The 17,538-nt window shown below is 73.8% G+C and carries 18 protein-coding genes and 1 pseudogene; 8 read left to right on the top strand and 11 right to left on the bottom strand.

Annotated elements, in window-relative coordinates; genetic code table 11:
- Positions 1-11 precede the first annotated feature (11 nt).
- Genes ACQB60_RS14320 through ACQB60_RS14310 form a run of 3 tightly spaced genes read left to right on the top strand, consistent with a single transcriptional unit; the run spans position 12 to position 2,351 of the window.
- The gene (locus tag ACQB60_RS14320) at positions 12-692 is read left to right on the top strand and encodes an ABC transporter permease (protein WP_496926323.1); all 681 of its coding nucleotides are present in this window, start codon (positions 12-14) and stop codon (positions 690-692) included.
- A gap of 28 nt (positions 693-720) precedes the next feature.
- Positions 721-1,398 (top strand): ABC transporter permease, encoded by a 678-nt coding sequence (locus ACQB60_RS14315; protein WP_496926322.1) that lies wholly within the window; start codon positions 721-723, stop codon positions 1,396-1,398.
- The gene (locus ACQB60_RS14310) at positions 1,395-2,351 is read left to right on the top strand and encodes an ABC transporter substrate-binding protein (RefSeq protein ID WP_496926321.1); all 957 of its coding nucleotides are present in this window, start codon (positions 1,395-1,397) and stop codon (positions 2,349-2,351) included. The genes ACQB60_RS14315 and ACQB60_RS14310 overlap by 4 nt, the downstream gene beginning before the upstream one ends.
- 45 nt (positions 2,352-2,396) lie before the next feature.
- On the opposite strand, the gene ACQB60_RS14305 is transcribed toward ACQB60_RS14310, so the two are convergent.
- The 6 genes and pseudogenes from ACQB60_RS14305 to ACQB60_RS14280 all read right to left on the bottom strand — a co-directional run.
- The gene (locus ACQB60_RS14305; RefSeq protein WP_496926320.1) at positions 2,397-3,263 is read right to left on the bottom strand and encodes an NmrA family NAD(P)-binding protein; all 867 of its coding nucleotides are present in this window, start codon (positions 3,261-3,263) and stop codon (positions 2,397-2,399) included.
- 178 nt (positions 3,264-3,441) lie between these two features.
- Complete coding sequence (locus ACQB60_RS14300; protein WP_496926319.1) at positions 3,442-4,605, bottom strand: ABC transporter ATP-binding protein; 1,164 nt, start codon at positions 4,603-4,605, stop codon at positions 3,442-3,444.
- A 22-nt stretch (positions 4,606-4,627) separates the two neighbouring features.
- Positions 4,628-5,278 carry a LutC/YkgG family protein gene (locus ACQB60_RS14295; protein WP_496926318.1) on the bottom strand — a complete coding sequence of 217 codons (651 nt, stop codon included), beginning with the start codon at positions 5,276-5,278 and terminating at the stop codon, positions 4,628-4,630.
- Positions 5,275-6,765: a lactate utilization protein B gene (locus ACQB60_RS14290; protein WP_496926317.1), complete on the bottom strand. Its 1,491-nt coding sequence runs from the start codon at positions 6,763-6,765 to the stop codon at positions 5,275-5,277. Before ACQB60_RS14290 ends, ACQB60_RS14295 begins: the two co-directional genes overlap by 4 nt.
- Complete coding sequence (locus ACQB60_RS14285) at positions 6,762-7,523, bottom strand: (Fe-S)-binding protein (protein ID WP_496926316.1); 762 nt, start codon at positions 7,521-7,523, stop codon at positions 6,762-6,764. The genes ACQB60_RS14290 and ACQB60_RS14285 overlap by 4 nt, the downstream gene beginning before the upstream one ends.
- A gap of 56 nt (positions 7,524-7,579) precedes the next feature.
- Positions 7,580-7,759: pseudogene (locus ACQB60_RS14280) on the bottom strand (FGGY-family carbohydrate kinase); the annotation flags it as partial.
- Positions 7,760-8,001: 242 nt separating this feature from the next.
- Here ACQB60_RS14280 and ACQB60_RS14275 point away from each other — a divergent pair.
- On the top strand, positions 8,002-9,303 hold the full coding sequence (locus tag ACQB60_RS14275) for an alpha/beta fold hydrolase (protein WP_496926315.1): 1,302 nt from the start codon (positions 8,002-8,004) through the stop codon (positions 9,301-9,303).
- On the opposite strand, the gene ACQB60_RS14270 is transcribed toward ACQB60_RS14275, so the two are convergent.
- On the bottom strand, positions 9,300-10,217 hold the full coding sequence (locus ACQB60_RS14270; protein ID WP_496926314.1) for an MBL fold metallo-hydrolase: 918 nt from the start codon (positions 10,215-10,217) through the stop codon (positions 9,300-9,302). The two genes, ACQB60_RS14275 and ACQB60_RS14270, sit on opposite strands and share 4 nt — an antisense overlap.
- A 159-nt stretch (positions 10,218-10,376) precedes the next feature.
- Here ACQB60_RS14270 and ACQB60_RS14265 point away from each other — a divergent pair, with 159 nt between their 5' ends.
- From ACQB60_RS14265 to ACQB60_RS14255, 3 genes are all read left to right on the top strand, one after another.
- Positions 10,377-11,237, top strand: coding sequence for a helix-turn-helix domain-containing protein (locus tag ACQB60_RS14265; protein WP_496926313.1), 861 nt, complete (start codon positions 10,377-10,379; stop codon positions 11,235-11,237).
- A 9-nt stretch (positions 11,238-11,246) separates the two neighbouring features.
- Positions 11,247-12,017, top strand: coding sequence for a PIG-L deacetylase family protein (locus tag ACQB60_RS14260; protein WP_496926312.1), 771 nt, complete (start codon positions 11,247-11,249; stop codon positions 12,015-12,017).
- A gap of 62 nt (positions 12,018-12,079) precedes the next feature.
- The gene (locus ACQB60_RS14255; RefSeq protein ID WP_496926311.1) at positions 12,080-12,913 is read left to right on the top strand and encodes an enoyl-CoA hydratase/isomerase family protein; all 834 of its coding nucleotides are present in this window, start codon (positions 12,080-12,082) and stop codon (positions 12,911-12,913) included.
- Between the two features lie 29 nt (positions 12,914-12,942).
- Here the strand turns inward: ACQB60_RS14255 and ACQB60_RS14250 are convergent, their stop codons facing one another.
- From ACQB60_RS14250 to ACQB60_RS14240, 3 genes are all read right to left on the bottom strand, one after another.
- Entirely contained in the window at positions 12,943-13,860 is a 918-nt protein-coding gene (locus ACQB60_RS14250; protein WP_496926310.1) for an RNA polymerase sigma-70 factor, read from the bottom strand.
- Positions 13,857-15,080: an NAD(P)/FAD-dependent oxidoreductase gene (locus ACQB60_RS14245; protein ID WP_496926309.1), complete on the bottom strand. Its 1,224-nt coding sequence runs from the start codon at positions 15,078-15,080 to the stop codon at positions 13,857-13,859. The genes ACQB60_RS14250 and ACQB60_RS14245 overlap by 4 nt, the downstream gene beginning before the upstream one ends.
- A gap of 134 nt (positions 15,081-15,214) precedes the next feature.
- Positions 15,215-16,183, bottom strand: a complete 969-nt coding sequence (locus ACQB60_RS14240) for an SDR family oxidoreductase (protein WP_496926308.1) — start codon at positions 16,181-16,183, stop codon at positions 15,215-15,217.
- Between the two features lie 191 nt (positions 16,184-16,374).
- Here ACQB60_RS14240 and ACQB60_RS14235 point away from each other — a divergent pair, with 191 nt between their 5' ends.
- A complete protein-coding gene (locus tag ACQB60_RS14235) occupies positions 16,375-16,956 on the top strand; it encodes a helix-turn-helix domain-containing protein (protein ID WP_496926633.1) in 582 nt (193 codons plus the stop codon).
- Between the two features lie 33 nt (positions 16,957-16,989).
- Here the strand turns inward: ACQB60_RS14235 and ACQB60_RS14230 are convergent, their stop codons facing one another.
- A complete protein-coding gene (locus ACQB60_RS14230; RefSeq protein ID WP_496926307.1) occupies positions 16,990-17,367 on the bottom strand; it encodes a peptidoglycan-binding domain-containing protein in 378 nt (125 codons plus the stop codon).
- Between the last annotated feature and the right edge of the window lie 171 nt (positions 17,368-17,538).

Genomic DNA, 17,538 nt, shown 5'->3' with positions numbered 1-17,538 from the left:
GGAATGGACGGGTGACCGCGCCCCCGGACGACTGCCTCGCGCGCAACGAGTGGATCTGCGGCGACTACCTGAGCACCCGCCGCCAGATCCTCCTCGACGCGGTCCTCCAGCACCTCCAGCTCACCGCGGTCTCCGTGCTGATCGCCCTGGTCATCGCGGTGCCGCTGGCCGTCGTCGCCCGCCGCTGGCGGCTCGCCGCGGGCCCGGTCCTCGCGGTCACGACGGTCCTCTACACGATCCCGTCGCTCGCGATGTTCTCGCTGCTCCTGCCCGCGTACGGGCTCTCCGCCTCCCTCGTCGTCGCCGGGCTGGTCCTCTATTCGCTGACCCTGCTGGTCCGCAACATCCTCGCCGGGCTGCGCGCCGTCCCCGAGGAGACCCGGCAGGCCGCCCGCGGCATGGGCTACGGCCCCATCCGGCTGCTCCTCGCCGTGGAGCTGCCGCTCGCCCTGCCCGCCGCCATGGCCGGACTGCGCATCGCCACCGTCTCGGCGGTCTCCCTCGTCACCGTCGGCGCGATCGTCGGCTTCGGCGGCCTCGGCAATCTGATCTACGCGGGCATGAACACCTACTTCAAGGCGCAGGTCCTCACCGCGTCCGTGCTCTGCGTGGTCATCGCGATCGCCGCCGACCTCCTGCTCCTGGGCGTACAGCGCCTCCTCACTCCCTGGACGAGAGCGAGCCGCTCATGAACGTCACGGCCACGAAGGCGGCCCCCGCATGAAGACCCTCACCGACGCCTGGGACTGGCTCACCGACTCCGCGCACTGGGCGGGCGACGACGGCATCTGGCACCGGCTCACCCAGCACCTCGTCCTCACCGTGGTCTGCCTGGTCCTCAGCTGTCTGATCGCGCTGCCCATCGCCCTCGTCCTCGGCCACCTCGGCAAGGGCGGGGCGCTCGCCGTGAACATCTCCAACATCGGCCGCGCCGTGCCCACCTTCGCGGTCCTGGTGCTGCTCCTGCTCACCCCCATCGGCACCTGGGGCGAGGGGCCGACCGTCGTCGCCCTGGTGCTGTTCGCGGTGCCGCCGCTGCTCACCAACGCGTACGTGGGGATGCGCTCCGTCGACCGCGACGTGGTGCGGGCCGCGCGGGGCATGGGCATGACGGGCGGGCAGATGCTCCGGCGCGTCGAACTGCCCCTCGCCCTGCCCCTCATCCTCAACGGGGTGCGGATCGCCGCCGTCCAGCTCGTCGCCACGGCCACCATCGCGGCGCTCGCGGGCGGCGGCGGGCTCGGCCGCATCATCACGGCGGGCTTCAACCTCGCCAGCACCCCGCAGGTGGTGGCCGGAGCGGTCCTCGTCGCGGCCTTCGCGCTGCTCGTCGAGGGGATCTTCGAGGTGGCGGAGCGGCTCGCGCCGGGGTGGGCGCGGGGGAGGGCGGCGGAATGAGGCGGCGACTCGGTACGGCAGGGCGCCTGCTCCTGGCCGCGGCCGCGCTGACCGTCCTCGCGGGCTGCGGCTCCGGCCCCTCCCTGGAGAACCGGGACGCCGTCACCGCGCCGCCCGGCGACAGCAAGCACCTGGTGGTCGGCTCGGCGGGCTTCACCGAGAGCGACCTGCTGGCCCAGATGTACGCGCTGCTCCTGAAGAAGGCCGGATACGGCACCGACATCCTCTCCGTCGCCAACCGCGAGCTGTACGAACCCGCCCTGGAGTCCGGCCAGATCGACGTCGTCCCCGAATACGCCGCGACCTTCGCGGACTGGCTCAACGCCAAGAAGAACGGCGCCGACGCGCCGCCCGTCGGCTCCCCCGACCTGGAGAAGACGATGGCGGCCCTGCGCCGCCTCGCCGCCCCGCGCGGCCTCACCGTCCTCGACCCCGGCAAGGCGGTCGACCAGAACGCGTTCGCCGTCGCCGCCTCCTACGCCAAGGAGCACCACCTCAAGACCCTCAGCGACCTCGGCAGGTCGGGCCTGAAGGTGCGGCTCGCCGCGGGTGACGAGTGCGTGCAACGCCCCTACTGCGCCCCGGGGTTGAAGAAGGTGTACGGCATCGACATCACCGGTGTCGACCCCAAGGGCGTGGGCACCACCCAGGCCAAGAAGGCCGTGCAGAGCGGCCAGGACCAGATGGTGCTCACCACGACCACCGACGCGACGCTCGGCCAGTTCGGCCTGGTGCTCCTGGAGGACGACAAGCACCTCCAGAACGCGGACTACATCGTGCCCGTCGTCAACCGCTCCCGCGCGGGCGGCGAACGCGTGGCCGCGGCGCTCGGGCGCCTCAACTCCGTCCTGACGACGGCGGACCTGGCATCGATGAACCAACAAGTCGACAGCTGGCGCCGGCTCCCGGAGGACGTGGCGCGGAACTACCTGGAGGAGAAGGGGCTGGTCTAGCAGACCGGTCGAGAGACTGGTCCAGGGAGAGCCGCTGGGCCCCGGTCAGGCCAGGGTGGGCGCGAGCTGGTCGGCCGCGAAGTCCGCCGCCGATCGCGGCGCGCGGCCCAGCACCCGCCGGACCCCGTCGCCGAGCCCCGCGGCGCCCTCCCGCCGGTAGTTGGCGTACAGGCCGTGCAGCCCGTCGACCAGCCACGGGCTGACACCCCGTGCTGCCAGATCCGCCCGCCATGCCTCGTCCAGCGGGACGTCGACGTGCCGCACCGGACGCCCGAGGGCCGCGCCGAACTGGGCGGCGAGTTCCGCCAGGGTGAGGGAGTCCGGCCCGCTGAGCTCGATCTCGCCGCCCACCGGACGGTCCGCCAGGAGCTCGGCGACCGCGACCTCCGCGATGTCCCGCACATCGACATAGCCCCGGGCGCCCGACCCGGCCGGGTCGGCCAGCGTGCCCCCGGCGATCGAGGCGGCGGCCGGGAGGAAGTTCTGCAGGAACCGGTCGGGCCGCAGCACGGTCAGCTCGGGCACACCGGCGTCGCGCAGCCGCGCGGTGACGGCGTCATGGGCACCCGTGACGGCGTCGGGCACGGTCCCGGCGCCGCGGAACGCCCGTGCGCCCAGCTTCACGATCCGCCGCGCTCCCGCTTCGAGGGCCGCGAGACCGAGCCCGGTCTCGGCCGCGACCTGGTCCTCGGCGAAGGGATGCGCGAGGTAGAGCCGACGCACCCCCGCGACCGCGCGACGCACGTCGTCGGCGTCGGTGGCGTCCCCGCGGAGGACCTCACCGCGGACCGGCCCGAGCGCCTCGACGCCCGACCGCGAACGGACGAGGAAACGCACGTCCTCGCGGTCCCGTAGCGCCGCCGCCACATGGCGTCCGACGCCGCCGTTCGGTGTGGTGACCAGAATCGTCATCAGATACCTCGCTGCCCGCTGCCGGCTGCTTGCTGGTGGCGCCCAAGATCGGCTTTCCAGGGGCAACGGCGCGGCGGCGACAGCGCATTCCCGGGTGCCCGGCCATGCGCGGCTGCCCTACCATTCCCGGCCGCCCGGCACAGGCGGTCGCACGTCCCGCGGAGCGCACCAGCGCCGCTCAGGCGTCGGCGACCGAGTCGAACTCCACCTCGTCCCGGGCCACGCCCTGCGCGTCCGCGTCCACCGAGCGCCGCAGCGCCTCGTGCAGCTTCGCCGGGGTCAGGACGCCGAGGAAACGCGCGCCGTCCAGGACGGCGACCCAGCCCGCGTCGTGCTGCAGCATCACACCGAACGCCTGCTTCAACGGGGCGCCCAGCGGCACCCACGAGTTCATGCGGTGGGCCAGGTCGCCCACCGTGCCGCCCTCGCCCGCGAGCGCCACCTCGTCGACGCCGACCCAGCCGTGCAGCTCCCGCTCCTCGTTGAGGACCACGGCCCAGCGGGCGTCCTCCACGCGCAGCCGGGCCGCGGCCTGGGCGGCGGGCTCGTCCAGGCGGGCCACCGGCGGCTGCTCCAGGTCGTCGGTCTGGATCTCCGTGACGGACAGCCGCTTGAGGCCGCGGTCGGCGCCGACGAATTCCGCCACGTACGGCGTCGACGGCGTGCCGAGCACCGCGCCCGGCGTGTCGAACTGCTCGATGCGCCCCTCCCCGTACACCGCCACCCGGTCCCCGAGCCGCACCGCCTCCTCGATGTCGTGCGTGACCATCAGGACCGTCTTGTGGACCTTCTGCTGGAGGTCCAGGAACTGGTTCTGCAGTCGCTCGCGCACCACCGGGTCGACGGCGCCGAACGGCTCGTCCATGAGCAGCACCGGGGGATCGGCGGCGAGGGCGCGGGCCACGCCGACGCGCTGGCGCTGGCCGCCGGAGAGCTGGTCGGGGTAGCGGGAGCCGAAGGTCTTCGGGTCCAGGCCCACCAGGTCGAGAAGTTCGGCGGCGCGCGCCCTGGCCTTCGCCCGCTTCCAGCCCACCAGGGCGGGCACCGTCGCCGTGTTGTCGAGGATCGTGCGGTGCGGGAAGAGGCCGACCTGCTGGATGACGTACCCGATGCGGCGGCGCAGCCTGACCGGGTCGACCTCGGCGATGTTCTCGCCGTTCACGAAGATGCGGCCGGACGTCGGCTCGATGAGCCGGTTGACCATCATCATCGTCGTGGTCTTGCCGCAGCCGGACGGGCCGACGAGCGTGACCAGTTCGCCCTCGGCGACCTCGAAGGACAGGTCGTCCACGGCCGTGGTGCCGTCCGGGTAGCGCTTGGTCACCTGCTCGAACCGGATCATGACCTCAACGTAACCGCGCGGCTCACTCCCCGCTCACCAGGACCACCTCAAGGGTGCGCGGACCGTGCACCCCCTCGACCCGGTCCAGCTCGATGTCGCTGGTCGCGGACGGGCCCGAGATCCAGGTCAGGGGGCGGGCCGGGTCGAGCCGTTCGAGGGCCTGCGGGACGGAGGAGACGACCTGCTCCGGCACCCGCACGACACAGATGTGGTGGTCGGGCACGAGCGTGATGCGGCGGCGGCCCTGGTCGGGGGAGCCGTCGAGCACGATCGTGCCGGTCTCGGCGACGGCGACCGCGCAGCCGGTGACGACGCTGTCGACCTCGTCGAGATCGGCGGGGGTGTGCGCGGCTCTGTCGTGGACGCGGGTCGCGTCGACGGCCTTCACCCAGTCCGAGGGGAGCTCCGGGGGCACGACCACGGTCCGCGAGCCGTGCTCGGCCAGCAGGCGCATCAGCACCTCCGACAGCTCCGCCTCCGGGCAGCGGTGCACGACGGCGCGGTAGTCCGCCAGGTTCTCCGCGAGCAGGTCCACCGTCTCCTCGGTGGTGCGCGCTCCGTGCTCGCGCAGGTAGTCGCGCGGTACGGCGTCCTCGTAGGACGAGTGCGGCTCTGCGGGCGCCGGGCCGAGGGCTCGCCGCACCCGCCCCAGGATCATGTCCCTGCTGCTCACTTGCTCTCGTCCTTTCCGCCGTTCGTCCGCCGCCACCAGTCGCGGAACGGCTCGGGGGGCACCGGCGGCAGATCGCGGGTCGCACTCCACGCCCGGCCGGGCCCCGGCAGGGTGCGCGGGTGGAAGCGGCGGGTGCGGGAGGCGAGCCGCTGGCCGGTGCGCAGCACGCCGGGGCGCCCGAAGGCCCACCCGGCCGCGCGCATCGCGGCCCGCTCCGCCGCGTGCCCCTTCGCGGGTTTCAGCGTGACCTTCACGCCCCGCCGGGTGACCTCGCCGCCCTGCACGACCCGCTCCCGCAGGTGGACCAGGACCTCCGGGATGTCGATGGCGACGGGGCACACCTCGTAGCAGGCGCCGCACAGCGACGACGCGTAGGGCAGGGAGGCGTCGATCTCGCTTGCGGTGCCCCGCAGTTGGGGGCTGAGGATCGCGCCGATGGGGCCCGGGTAGACCGAGCCGTAGGCGTGGCCGCCCGCCCGCTCGTACACCGGGCACACGTTCAGACAGGCCGAGCAGCGGATGCAGCGCAGGGCCTGGCGGCCCACCTCGTCGGCGAGGGTGTCCGTGCGGCCGTTGTCGAGCAGCACCAGGTGGAAGTCGCGCGGACCGTCGCCGTCGGTCGTCCCCGTCCACGTCGACGTGTACGGGTTCATGCGCTCCGCCGTCGAGGAGCGGGGCAGCGTCTGCAGGAACACCTCCAGGTCCCGCCACGTCGGCACGGTCTTCTCGATGCCGACGACGGAGATCAGCGTCTCGGGCAGCGTCAGGCACATGCGGCCGTTGCCCTCCGACTCCACGACGACGAGGGTGCCCGTCTCGGCGACCATGAAGTTGGCGCCGGAGATGCCGACCTTGGCGCGCAGGAACTTCTCCCGAAGGTGGAGGCGCGCGGCCTCGGCGAGCTCGGCCGGGGTGTCGGTGAGACCGTCGGGCGCCGGGCGGCCCCACTCGCTCATCTCGCGCGCGAAGATGTCGCGGATCTCGCCCCGGTTGCGGTGGATGGCCGGGACGAGGATGTGCGAGGGGCGGTCCTTGCCCAACTGCACGATGAGCTCGGCGAGATCGGTCTCGTACGCGTGGATGCCCGCCTCTTCGAGCGCCTCGTTGAGGCCGATCTCCTGCGTGGCCATCGACTTGACCTTGACCACCTCGGTCTCGCCGGTGGCCCGGACGAGCTCCGTCACGATCCGATTGGCCTCGTCGGCGTCGGCCGCCCAGTGGACGGTGCCGCCCGCCCGTACGACGGACTCCTCCAACTGCACGAGATACGTGTCGAGATGGTGCAGTGTGTGGTCCTTGATGCGTCGCCCCGCCGCGCGCAGCCGGTCCCAGTCGTCGAGCTCGGCGACGGCGCGGGCCCGCTTGTCGCGGATGGTGTGGGTGGCGTGCCGGAGGTTGGCGCGCAGCGTCCGGTTGCCCATGGCGGTCCGCGCCGCCTTCGGGAACGCGGGCATCCCCACGAACGTGCCGCCACTCGTGCCGCTCATGACCAGGGCTCCTCTTCCGTGCTCGCCAGGATCTCCGCGAGGTGCACCGGCCGCATCGCGGTCCGCAGCCGGGACATCGTGCCGCCGAGGTGCATGAGGCAGGAGTTGTCCGCCGCGCACAGGACGTCCGCGCCCGTCGCGACGGCGCTGCGCACCTTGTCGGCTCCCATCGCCGCCGAGACGTCGGGGTTCTTCACGGCGAACGTGCCGCCGAAGCCGCAGCACTCCGCCGCGCCCGGCAGCTCCACCAGCTCAAGTCCCTTCACCGCGGCGAGCAGCCGGGTCGGCCGCTCGCCGAGGCCGAGGGAGCGCAGGCCGTGGCAGGTCGGGTGGTACGTCACGCGGTGCGGGTAGTACGCGCCGACGTCCGTCACGCCGAGCACGTCGACGAGGAACTCCGTCAGCTCGTACGTCTTCGGCACCACCGGCGCCAGGGCCGCCGCGAGCCCGTCGCCGCGCCCCTCCGCGCGCGCCCGCTCGCCCATGCGCGGGTAGAGCTCGCGGACCATCGCCCCGCAGGAGCCGGACGGCGTCACGATCGCGTCATACGCCCCCGAACCGAAGACATCGGAGAAATGCCGGGCGAGCGGCTCCGCCTGATGCCGATAGCCCGTGTTGTAGTGGGCCTGCCCGCAACAGGTCTGCGCCTCCGGGAAATCCACCTCAACTCCCAGCCTGGTCAGCAGTTTCACCACGGCACGGCCGGTGTCCGGATAGAGCGTGTCGTTGACACAGGTCAGGAACAGGGCGACACGCATCGCGGTTCCGCCTCGTCGGTCATCGGATGGATGCAGCGTACGCGTCGGACACCGCGTCAGGGGAGGCGACGGGGCAGCCGGTCCTCGGCCGCCCGCCACGCCTGCTCGTCGACATTGCCGACGGCCGCCGCCTCGGCCGGGCCCGCGAGCAGGGGTATCCGGCAGGCGTCGGCGGTCAGTTGGCACACCGGCCCGTTGAGGGTGCCGCCACCGATCAGGTGGACGACAGCGACGGACCGACCGGTCGGCGCTGTTGCTGACGGGGCCGCGGCTGGCGGCCGTTGCCTGCTGACGGGGGCCGCGGCGGGCGGCCGTTACCTACGGCCGGGGCCCCGGCGGGCGGCCTGGACAGATGTGCTGAACTGGGACGCACCGTCCGCCGCGTCGGCGCGTCCGCCGCGTCGGCTCGTCCGTCGTCCGCGGCTCGTCCACCGTCCCGTTCCGTCCACCGTCCCGTCCCACCTCGCCCAGGAGCACCGTGCCCGTCACCTTCCGCCAGCCCGGCGTCGTCCTCACCGACCACCGCTTCTCCGTGCCCCTCGACCACGACCGGCCCGACGGCGAGCACATCGAGCTGTTCGCGCGCGAGGCGGTGGCCACGGGCAACGAGGGCCGTGGCCTGCCCTGGCTGCTGTACCTCCAGGGCGGCCCGGGCTGCGCCGCGAACCGGTTCGTGGGCAAGGAGGCGTGGCTCGGCCGGGCCCTGCAGGACCACCGGGTGCTCCTCCTCGACCAGCGCGGCACCGGCTCCTCCACGCCCGCCACCCGGCAGACCCTGCCCCTGCGCGGCGGCCCCCGCGAACAGGCCGACTACCTGGCGCACTTCCGCGCCGACGCCATCGTCCGCGACTGCGAGGCCCTCCGCGCCCGGCTCACCGGCGGCGCCCCCTGGACCGTCCTCGGCCAGAGCTTCGGCGGCTTCTGCGCCACCCACTACCTGTCCGTCGCGCCGGAGGGCCTGAGCGCCGCGCTCATCACCGGCGGCCTGCCGAGCCTCGACGCGCACGCCGACGACGTCTACCGCGCCGCCTACCCGCGCATGGCCCGCAAGGTCGCCGCGCACTACGCCCGCTACCCCGAGGACGTCGAGCGGGCCCGCCGCATCGCCGCGCACCTCGCCGAGCACGAGCCCGTCCTGAACGGCGGCTACCGCCTCACCGTCCCCGCCTTCCAGTCCCTCGGCATCCTCCTCGGCACGGGTGGCGGCAGCCACCGTCTCCACTACCTCCTCGAGGACGCCCTCGTCCGCACCCCGTCCGGTCCCGCCCTCTCCGACGCCTTCCAGGAAGCCGCGCACGCCGCCCTCTCCTACGCCGGGCGCCCGCTGTACGCCGTCCTGCACGAGACGATCTACGGGCAGGACGCGCGGCCCACGGCCTGGGCGGCCGACCGGGTGCGCGCCGAGTTCCCCGCGTTCGACGCGGCGAAGGCACTGGCCGGCGACGCGCCCCTGCAGTTCACCGGGGAGACCGTCCACCCCTGGCAGTTCGACTGCGACCCGGCCCTGCGCCCGCTGCGCGAGACCGCCGACCTGCTCGCCGCGCGCACCGACTGGACCCCGCTGTACGACGCCGCCCGCCTCGCCGCCAACGAGGTTCCGGTGGCCGCCGCCGTCTACCACGACGACCTCTACGTCGACACCGCCCACTCCCTGGAGACCGCCCGCGCCATCAAGGGCCTGCGCACCTGGGTCACCGACGAGTACGAGCACGACGGGCTGCGGGTGAGCGGAGGGCGCGTCCTGGACCGGCTGCTCGCCCTGGTGCGCGGCGAAGCCTAGGAGCGAGGGCCCCGGGCGACGTCGACAAACGGCCGGTTGAGGTGGCTGGTCGCGAGCAGGGCGTGCCGCTCGCGGGCCGTCGCGAACAGCTCGCGGCGCGAGGAGCGGGCCCGCTCCTTGTCCCGCTCCGGGGCGTACGCCACGTCCGGCGCGGCCAGCTGCACGGCGTGCACCAGGGCGTCCCCGGTGATCACCACGTCCCTGCGGCCGCCCTCGACGAGCACCGACTGGTGGCCGGGGGTGTGCCCGGGCGTGGGCAGGAGCGTGACCCGCCCGCCCCGCCCCCGCAGCTGGTGGCGGCCGTCGACGGCGTGCAACTGCCCGGCGCGGCGCAGCGGTTCGACGACGTACGACAGGGCCGAGTCGCCGTCCGGGAGCGCCGCGAGCTCGGTGCGCTGCACGAGGTGGCGGGCGTCGGGGAAGAGGGGCTCGCCGCCGGGCAGGACGGCCCAGCCGTAGTGGTCCTCGTGCAGATGCGTGAGGACGACCGCCTCGACGTCGTGTACGTCGATCCCGGCGCTCTTGAGGACTTCGGGGAGCCTTCCCGGTACCGGCGCCCAGGGCGCGGCCGGGCTGTTCTCCGGGCCCACGCCCGTGTCGACGATCGTGACCCGGCCGCCGGGGCGGCGCACCGCGAAGCAGCGGAAGGCCAGCAGCCAGGCGTCGTCGGGCCCGAACGCCGCCGGGTCCAGGCGGCGGGCGCTCGCCCAGTCGGCCTCCGTCGCACCGGGAAAGGTCGGCCGGGCTGGCCGCGGGAACGGGCCTTCCGCGTCGAGCAGCGCCAGCACCTCCAGGCCACCGCCCACGGCCCGGGGCGGCGCCGTCCAGGCGGGCAGGGCCGCGACCCCGGTGGCGGCGGCCGTGGCGGTGAGCAGCCGCCGACGCGGCAGGAGTGACTTCGAGGGGACGGTCATGGAGACTCCAACACGCCTTCGTAAGGGATGAGTTGGAGGAATCCTCGGGAGAAGGCGGTGGGGGATTCTTGTACCTTCTTGCCCAGGGGCCGCCCGGCCCCGCAAGCCTCCGGGCCCGGTCGGCCGGAGTCCGGTGCCCGGCGCGGGGGAGGAGCGGCGATGGCGGCCGACCGGCGCACCCTGCTCAGCGGCGCCGACCTGTACCTCGCGGACGTGCGCTGCGTCGACCCGCCGCACGGCTGGGGCCCGCTCGGGCCCGCGCCCGTCTTCGGTCTTGTCCTGGTGCGCAGCGGCTTCGTGCGGGCCCGGGTCGACGGTGTCGAGCAGGTCATGGACCCGACCACCGTCTTCGTGGAACGGATCGGCGGGGAGCAGCAGTTCGCGCACCCGCACGGCGGCGACGTCTTCACGGAGATCGTGCTGTCCGAGCCCGCCGTGGCCGCTTACCTTGGCGGCGACCCCACCGTCCCCCAGGGCTTCGTCCCCACCACGCCCGACGCCGCCCTGGCCCACCGGGTGCTCCTGGCCTCCGCCCGTGCGGGCGCCGACGCCTTCGAACTCGCGGAGCGCACGGGTGAGTTGGCGGGCGGCATCCTCGCCCGGCTCGCCCCCGAGCGGGTCGCCGCCGGGCTGCCCGCGACCCGCACGGCACGGCGCCGCCTCGCGAGCGACGCCCGCGAGGCCCTCGCCGCCGACAACCGCCTGGACCTCGCGGCGCTCGCCAAGGAGCTCAACTGCTCCCCGTACCACCTCAGTCGCGTCTTCCGGGAGGTCACCGGCACCACGCTCGCCCGGTACCGGGGCGGGCTGCGGCTCGCCGCCGCCCTGGAGCGGCTGCTCGGCGGCGAGCGGCAGCTCGGCCTGCTCGCCGCCGAGGTGGGCTTCACGGACCAGGCCCACATGACGCGGGTCCTGCGCGCGCAGACGGGCCTCGCCCCGGGCCGGCTGCGGGCGCTCCTCGGCCCGGCCGGTCGAGCGGAACCCGAGGCTCCCCGCGAACAGCCCGTACGGGGTGATTAGGCTGCCGCCATGACTGAGCCGCAGACCGGCGCCGGCGCCGGCTCCACCCCCGCCCAGCTGCAGCCCATGCCCGAGGACTGGCAGCGGGCCCTCGCCGTCGTCGCCCACCCCGACGACCTCGAATACGGCTGCTCCGCGGCCGTCGCGGCCTGGACCGACGGCGGCCGCGAGGTCGCCTATCTCCTCGCCAGCCGCGGTGAGGCGGGCATCGACACCCTGCCGCCCGCCGAGTGCGCGCCGCTGCGCGAGCGGGAGCAGCGGGCCAGCGCGGCCGTCGTCGGCGTCAGCACCGTCGAGTTCCTCGACCACCGGGACGGCGTCATCGAGTACGGGACGGTGCTGCGCCGCGACATCGCCGCCGCCATCCGCAGGCACCGTCCCGAGCTCCTGATCACCCTCAACCACCGGGACACCTGGGGCGGCGTCGCCTGGAACACTCCGGACCACGTGGCCGTCGGCCGCGCCACCCTGGACGCCGCCGCCGACGCGGGCAACCGCTGGATCTTCCCCGAGCTGATCGAGGAGCAGGGCCTTCAGCCGTGGGACGGGGTGCGCTGGGTGGCCGTCGCCGGGACCACCGAGCCGACGCACGCCGCCGACGCGGGCCCGGGACTGGAGCGCTCCGTGCGCTCGCTCCTCGAACACCGCACCTACATCGAGGCGTTGACCGACGCGGACCCCGAGAAGTACTGCCGTTCCTTCCTCACGGCCAACGCCGAGGCACGGGCGGCGCGCTTCGGCGGGCGGCCCGCGGTCGCGTTCGAGGTCTTCACTCGGTGACCCCGCCCCCGTAACCTGACGCACCGTCAGTAAGTGGCGGTGGCACGGTTCTTGGGGGCTGGATGATCGACACGATCGGCACGGACATCCCGGAGGGCACCGAGCGCCTCCGCCTCGACGTCGAGGACGGCATCGGTGCCCTCACCCTCTGTCGCCCGGACAAGCTCAACGCCTGGAGCTGGGAGTCCACCCGCCAACTCGGCCTGTTCGCCGACCGGATCCGCTTCGACGACACGATCCGGGTGGTGCTGCTGCGCGCCGAGGGCCGGGCGTTCTGCGCGGGCATCGACGTCACCGCGCCGGGCGGCGCGATCACCGGCCGCTCCGGCGCCGAGCGCACCCGCAACTACCACGAGGGCATCCGCTGGGTGCACGAGCGCTTCCGCGCCTTCGCGGGCCTGCCCCAGCCGGTGGTCGCCGCCGTGCAGGGCTACTGCCTCGGCTTCGGCTTCGAGCTCGCGCTCATGGCCGACGTGCGGATCGCGGCGGCGGACGCGGTGTTCGCGCTGCCCGAGGCGCAGCTCGGCGTGGCCGTCGACGCGGGCGGCGACCTGCGCATCGCGCGCGAGGCGGGCGCGGGCTGGGCCAAGCTCCTCGCGCTCACCGGCCGCCGTGTCGACGCGGCGACGGCGGAGCGCCTCGGCCTGGTCCAACTCCTCGTGCCCGAGGAGGAGTTGGGTGCGTCCGCCGGTGCCGTGGCGGCCGAGGTCGCGGCCAACGCGCCGCTCGCCGTCCAGGGCATCAAGCGGGACATCGACGCCTACGCCGACAGGGGTCTGGCAGAGGCCCTCGACCAGGTGGCGATGACCGCGGCGCTCACCCTCGCGTCGGAGGACGTCCGCGAGGGGTACGCGGCGAAGGCGGCGCGCAGGGCGGCGCGCTTCGAGGGGCGGTGACGTCCGGCGGACGCCGCCGCCCCTCCGGCTCACCGCTGCCCGAGCGGGAGAGCGGTGCCCTCCTCGACGGCCCGGAGCTTGTCCGGGTTGGCCACGTTGTGGAGGGTGGTGATGCGGCCCTCCGCGTCGAAGTCGAACGTGACCGTGGCGATCACCCGGTCCGGGGCGCTGAACATCAGGCCGAGGCCGCCGTTGAGCTCGACGAGTTCGGCCTTCATGTCGGCCGGTGCGACGCCCTGATAGGTGACGGTGCCCATCGCCGCGAACCAGCCCGCGACCGTGGCCGCTCCCACCACCGGGCGCAGCGCCTGGCGCACCTTGCCGCCGCCGTCGGTCCACAGGGTGACGTCCGGGGACAGCAGTTCCATCAGGGAGTTGACGTCCCCACCGGTCGCGGCCGCGAAGAACCGCTCGGTGACTTGGCGCTGCCGTGACCGGTCCGCCTCGAACCGCGGCCGCCGGGCCTGCACGTGCTCACGGGCGCGGTGCGCGGCCTGCCGCACCGCCGCCTCCGACCGCTCCACGGCCTCGGCGATCTCGGCGTGGCTGAAGGCGAAGACCTCCCGCAGGACGAACACCGCGCGCTCCAGCGGGCTCAGCGTCTCCAGGACCACCAGCATCGCCGTGGAGACCGTCTCGGCGTCCGCGACGGCGTCGGCGGTGTCGCCGGTGGTGAGGATGGGCTCCGGCAGCCACGGGCCGACGTACGTCTCCCGCTTGTGGCGGGTGGAACGCAGCCGTTCGAGCGCCAGGTTGGAGACGATCCGCGACAAGTACGCCTTGGGGTCGGCCACTTGCGAGCGGTCGGCGGCCGACCACTTCAGCCAGGCGTCCTGCACCGCGTCCTCGGCGTCGGCGGCCGAGCCGAGTATGCGGTACGCCACCGAGAACAGAAGGGTGCGATGCTCGTGGAAGGGGTCGGCGGGGGTGGTGTCGGTGTCGGTCACTGCTCGTCCTTGCGGGTGCGGGTGAAGCGGCCGCCGTGCGGCCAGAACGCGCCCGAGGCGGGCATCTTCTTCATACGGCCGTACGTCGGCCAGGGTGAGGCTGTCACGAACTCCTTATACCGGGCGGCCGTCCTGCCGGTGAGGAAGATCCTTCTCGGACTGTCGTCGGGGTGTGTGAACTGCACCACGCCGTCGTTCCGGCCGAGGCTCACCGGCGTGTGGTAGTAGCCGAAGCGGAACGGCTTCGGCCGCTTGCCCTTCAGTTCGCGCAGCACCGACAGGGCGGCGTGCACCCCGGTCGGCATCCCGCCCTGGCAGGTGCCGTGCATGACGCCGTAGCCCTGCCGGATCGCGGCCGCGTCGCCCACCGCGTACACCTCCGGGTGCGAGACCGAGCGCAGCGCGGCGTCGGTGACGACGCGGCCCCGCTCGTCGACGGTCAGCCCGGCCGCGGCCGCGAGCGGCGACACGCGCGTCCCGCTCGTCCACAGCACCGCGTCGGCGGACATGCTCTCCCCGCCCGCCAGTTCGACCGAGTCCGGCAGCACCTTGGCGACCTCCACCCCCTCGCGCACCTCGACGCCCAGGCGGTCGAGGGCGGCCCGCAGATACGCCCGCGCCTTCGGCCGCAGGGACGCGCCGACTTCCCCCCGCCCGAGCAGCACGACCCTCAACTCCGGGTGCCGCTCGGCGATCTCGGCCGCCGACTCGACGCCGGTGAGCCCGCTGCCGCCGACCACGACCGTGCCGCCGCCGAGCCGCGCGAGCCGGTCGGCGAGAATCCCGGCGTCCTGCGCGGAGTCGAGGGTGTGCGCGTGCTCCTCGACGCCCGGCACCGCGGCGGTGTCGGCGACGCTGCCCACGCCGAAGACGAGCGTGTCGTAGGAGAGCACCCGGTCGTCGTCGATCCGCACCGTGCGCGCGTCCGCGTCGACGGCGGTCACCCAGCCGCGCACGAACCGGGCGCCCGTTCCCGCGAGCAGTTCCGGGATGCTGAACTCCGGGAGCGGCTGTCCGGTCGCCGTCATGTGCAGCCGCAGCCGCTCCGTGAACCGCTCCTGCGGGTTCACCAGGGTCACCTGGACGTCGTCGCGTCCCTTGGTGCGGGGAGCGAGCTGCATGGCCGCGGCCATGCCCGCGTAGCCCGCGCCGAGGATCAGGACGCGGTGGGTTCCGGCCGCCTTCGGCCGCGCCGTCTCGCCCTCGTGGTGGTTGCTCATCGCTGTTCCCCTTCGCTCTCGCTTCGTTGTTGACGACCACCAGATGGAAGGAGAGCGCCGGAACGTGACATCGGGTCCATGTGACGCCGGTCACAGGCGAGTTGGCGGTGTCACGAGCTGCATCGGCCGATGGCTCACCCGGTGAACGGGCCGCGCCCCATCTGCTCCCGCACCGTCACCACGGCCGGGCTCACGAGCCCCCGGCGCTGCCAGTTCGCCCCGTCCACCACGAGGGTGTGACCCGTGATGAAGCGGGCGTACGGGGAGGCCAGGAAGGTGGCGGCCCAGCCGAGTTCGCGCGGGGCGCCGACACGCAGGGCGGGCTGGCGGTCGTCCTGGTCGCGGGCGCGGCCGAGGCTGCCACCGTGACCGTCGCCGCTGTCGCCGCTGTCGCCGCTCGCCCGGTCGAGGTTCGCGCGGATGTCGGCGGTCATGTCCTCGTGCGGCATCAGGCCCGGTACCAGGCCGTTGACCTGGATCCCGTACGGGCCCCACTCCACCGCGAGGCTCTCCACGAGCGACTTCACTCCGGCCTTCGCCGCCGCGCTGTGCGCGAAGCCGGGGCCGCCGGTCCAGGCGTACGAGGCGCCCACGTCGATCACCGAGCCGGGGGCGCCCGCCGCCAGGTGGCGGCGGGCGAACTCGCGCGTGACCAGGAACGTCCCGGTGAGGGTGATGTCCACGACCGAGCGCCATGCGCGGGGCGACATCTCCTCCGCCGGTACGGGGAAGTTGGCGGCGGCGTTGTTGACCAGGACGCCCGGGAGGCCGTGGGCCGCCTCCGCCGCGTCGAAGAGCTCCACGATCCGCTCCGGGTCCCGGATGTCGCAGACCACGGCCGTCACCTTCCCGCCCAGCGCGGCGAGTTGGTCCCGCGCGGCCTTGAGGCGGTCCTCCTTGCGGCTGGCGATCACCAGGTCCGCCCCGAGCCGCGCGAACTCCGCCGCGATCGCCTTGCCGAGCCCCGTGCCGCCCCCGGTGACCAGGACCACCTGCCCGTCATAGGTGCCGGGCGGCAGCGCGCTCGCGCCGGGCGGGGGCGGGGCGGGGAGTCCGGGCAGGGCGCGGCCGGTGTGCTGGGTGCCCTCGTCGTCGTACGTCATGGGCGCCATCGGTAGCGCGACGGGCGTGAAATCTCCATGCCCGTACGGGATTCCGCTCCACGCCCCACTGCGGCGTTGACAAACAAGTTTGCCGAAACTGGAATGGGTCCATGAACGCAGACGGGCACAGTCACGCGCACGGACAAGCGCAGACCCACGCGAACGAAGGCGCCGGAACCGGGGCCGACGAGATGGACCACGTCCTCGCCGAGGTCGGCGCCCGGCTGCGCAACATCCGCAAGGAGCGCGGCGCCACCCTCGCGGGACTCTCCGAGGCGACCGGTATCTCCGTGAGCACCCTCTCCCGACTGGAGTCCGGCCAGCGCAAGCCCAGCCTCGAACTCCTCCTGCCGATCGCCCGCGCCCACCAGGTCCCGCTGGACGAACTGGTCGGCGCCCCGCCCGTCGGGGACCCGCGGGTGCGGGCCAAGCCGATCGTCCGGCACGGCCGCACACTGCTGCCCCTGACCCGGCAGCCCGGCGGCCTCCAGGCGTACAAGTGCATCGAGCCCGCCCGCACCGAGCCGGCCCCCGAGCCGGGGACCCATGAGGGCTATGAGTGGCTGTACGTCCTGTCGGGAAAGGTGCGGCTGATCCTCGGCGAGCACGACGTGGTGCTCGGACCCGGCGAGGCCGCCGAGTTCGACACCCGGGTGCCGCACTGGTTCGGGACCACGCCGGAGACGGGCGCGGAGTTCATCAGCCTCTTCGGGCCGCAGGGTGAGCGGATGCACGTACGGGCGCGACCCGCGAAGAAGGGCGGGGACGAGTAGGGGCGCCCTTCGGCCCCGGGCCCCTCCGGCGGATCAGAGCTGGCGCAGCTTCTTCCACGTCCTCGGGCCGACCTTGCCGTCCGCGGCACCGGCGCCCAGCTTCTTCTTCTGGTACCACTTCACGGCGCGCACGGTGTCCGGGCCGAACTGGCCGTCGACGACGAGCCGGCCGGGGTAGTGCGCGGTCTGCATGATCAGCGCCTGGATCTCGTTCACGTGCCGGCCCCGGTCGCCGGAGTCCGTGTACTGCTGTCCCTTGTAGTAGCCGCAGTACATGCCGACGCCCGCCTCGCGGCCGCACTCCACACCTCGTGCCTGTGCCTGCGCCTGCGGCGCGAGGTTCGCGGTCAGGGCGAGGGCCGCGGTGAGGGCGCCTGCGATCACAGTGGCTGAGCGGTGCCGAGCGTTCATGGTGGTTCCCCCGTGTGGTGTTGCCTGCGTCGTGCGGCGTGGGTCGTGCGGTCTCGGTAAAGAGTCGTGCCCGGGCCGGGTGTGATCAAGTGCCGCGGGAAGTCTGTGGCAGAGAAGTGACCATTCCGGCTCCCGGGGTGGGGCGGGACGGTTCCCCTCGGGGCAAGCGAC

The sequence above is a fragment of the Streptomyces odontotermitis genome, assembly GCF_050510915.1.
Taxonomy (GTDB): Bacteria; Actinomycetota; Actinomycetes; order Streptomycetales; family Streptomycetaceae; genus Streptomyces.
Note: the sequence above shows the minus strand (reverse complement) of the source record. Positions and strands in the feature narration are given on the sequence as shown.

Excerpts from the sequence above, each read along its gene's own strand:
- ACQB60_RS14285 (WP_496926316.1), bottom strand. The coding sequence starts at position 7,523 with ATGCGTGTCGCCCTGTTCCTGACCTGTGTCAACGACACGCTCTATCCG.
- ACQB60_RS14265 (WP_496926313.1), top strand. The coding sequence starts at position 10,377 with ATGGCGGCCGACCGGCGCACCCTGCTCAGCGGCGCCGACCTGTACCTC.
- ACQB60_RS14255 (WP_496926311.1), top strand. The coding sequence starts at position 12,080 with ATGATCGACACGATCGGCACGGACATCCCGGAGGGCACCGAGCGCCTC.
- ACQB60_RS14310 (WP_496926321.1), top strand. The coding sequence starts at position 1,395 with ATGAGGCGGCGACTCGGTACGGCAGGGCGCCTGCTCCTGGCCGCGGCC.
- ACQB60_RS14230 (WP_496926307.1), bottom strand. The coding sequence starts at position 17,367 with ATGAACGCTCGGCACCGCTCAGCCACTGTGATCGCAGGCGCCCTCACC.
- ACQB60_RS14260 (WP_496926312.1), top strand. The coding sequence starts at position 11,247 with ATGACTGAGCCGCAGACCGGCGCCGGCGCCGGCTCCACCCCCGCCCAG.
- ACQB60_RS14240 (WP_496926308.1), bottom strand. The coding sequence starts at position 16,183 with ATGACGTACGACGACGAGGGCACCCAGCACACCGGCCGCGCCCTGCCC.
- ACQB60_RS14300 (WP_496926319.1), bottom strand. The coding sequence starts at position 4,605 with ATGATCCGGTTCGAGCAGGTGACCAAGCGCTACCCGGACGGCACCACG.
- ACQB60_RS14305 (WP_496926320.1), bottom strand. The coding sequence starts at position 3,263 with ATGACGATTCTGGTCACCACACCGAACGGCGGCGTCGGACGCCATGTG.
- ACQB60_RS14245 (WP_496926309.1), bottom strand. The coding sequence starts at position 15,080 with ATGAGCAACCACCACGAGGGCGAGACGGCGCGGCCGAAGGCGGCCGGA.
- ACQB60_RS14235 (WP_496926633.1), top strand. The coding sequence starts at position 16,375 with ATGGACCACGTCCTCGCCGAGGTCGGCGCCCGGCTGCGCAACATCCGC.
- ACQB60_RS14315 (WP_496926322.1), top strand. The coding sequence starts at position 721 with ATGAAGACCCTCACCGACGCCTGGGACTGGCTCACCGACTCCGCGCAC.
- ACQB60_RS14270 (WP_496926314.1), bottom strand. The coding sequence starts at position 10,217 with ATGACCGTCCCCTCGAAGTCACTCCTGCCGCGTCGGCGGCTGCTCACC.
- ACQB60_RS14290 (WP_496926317.1), bottom strand. The coding sequence starts at position 6,765 with ATGAGCGGCACGAGTGGCGGCACGTTCGTGGGGATGCCCGCGTTCCCG.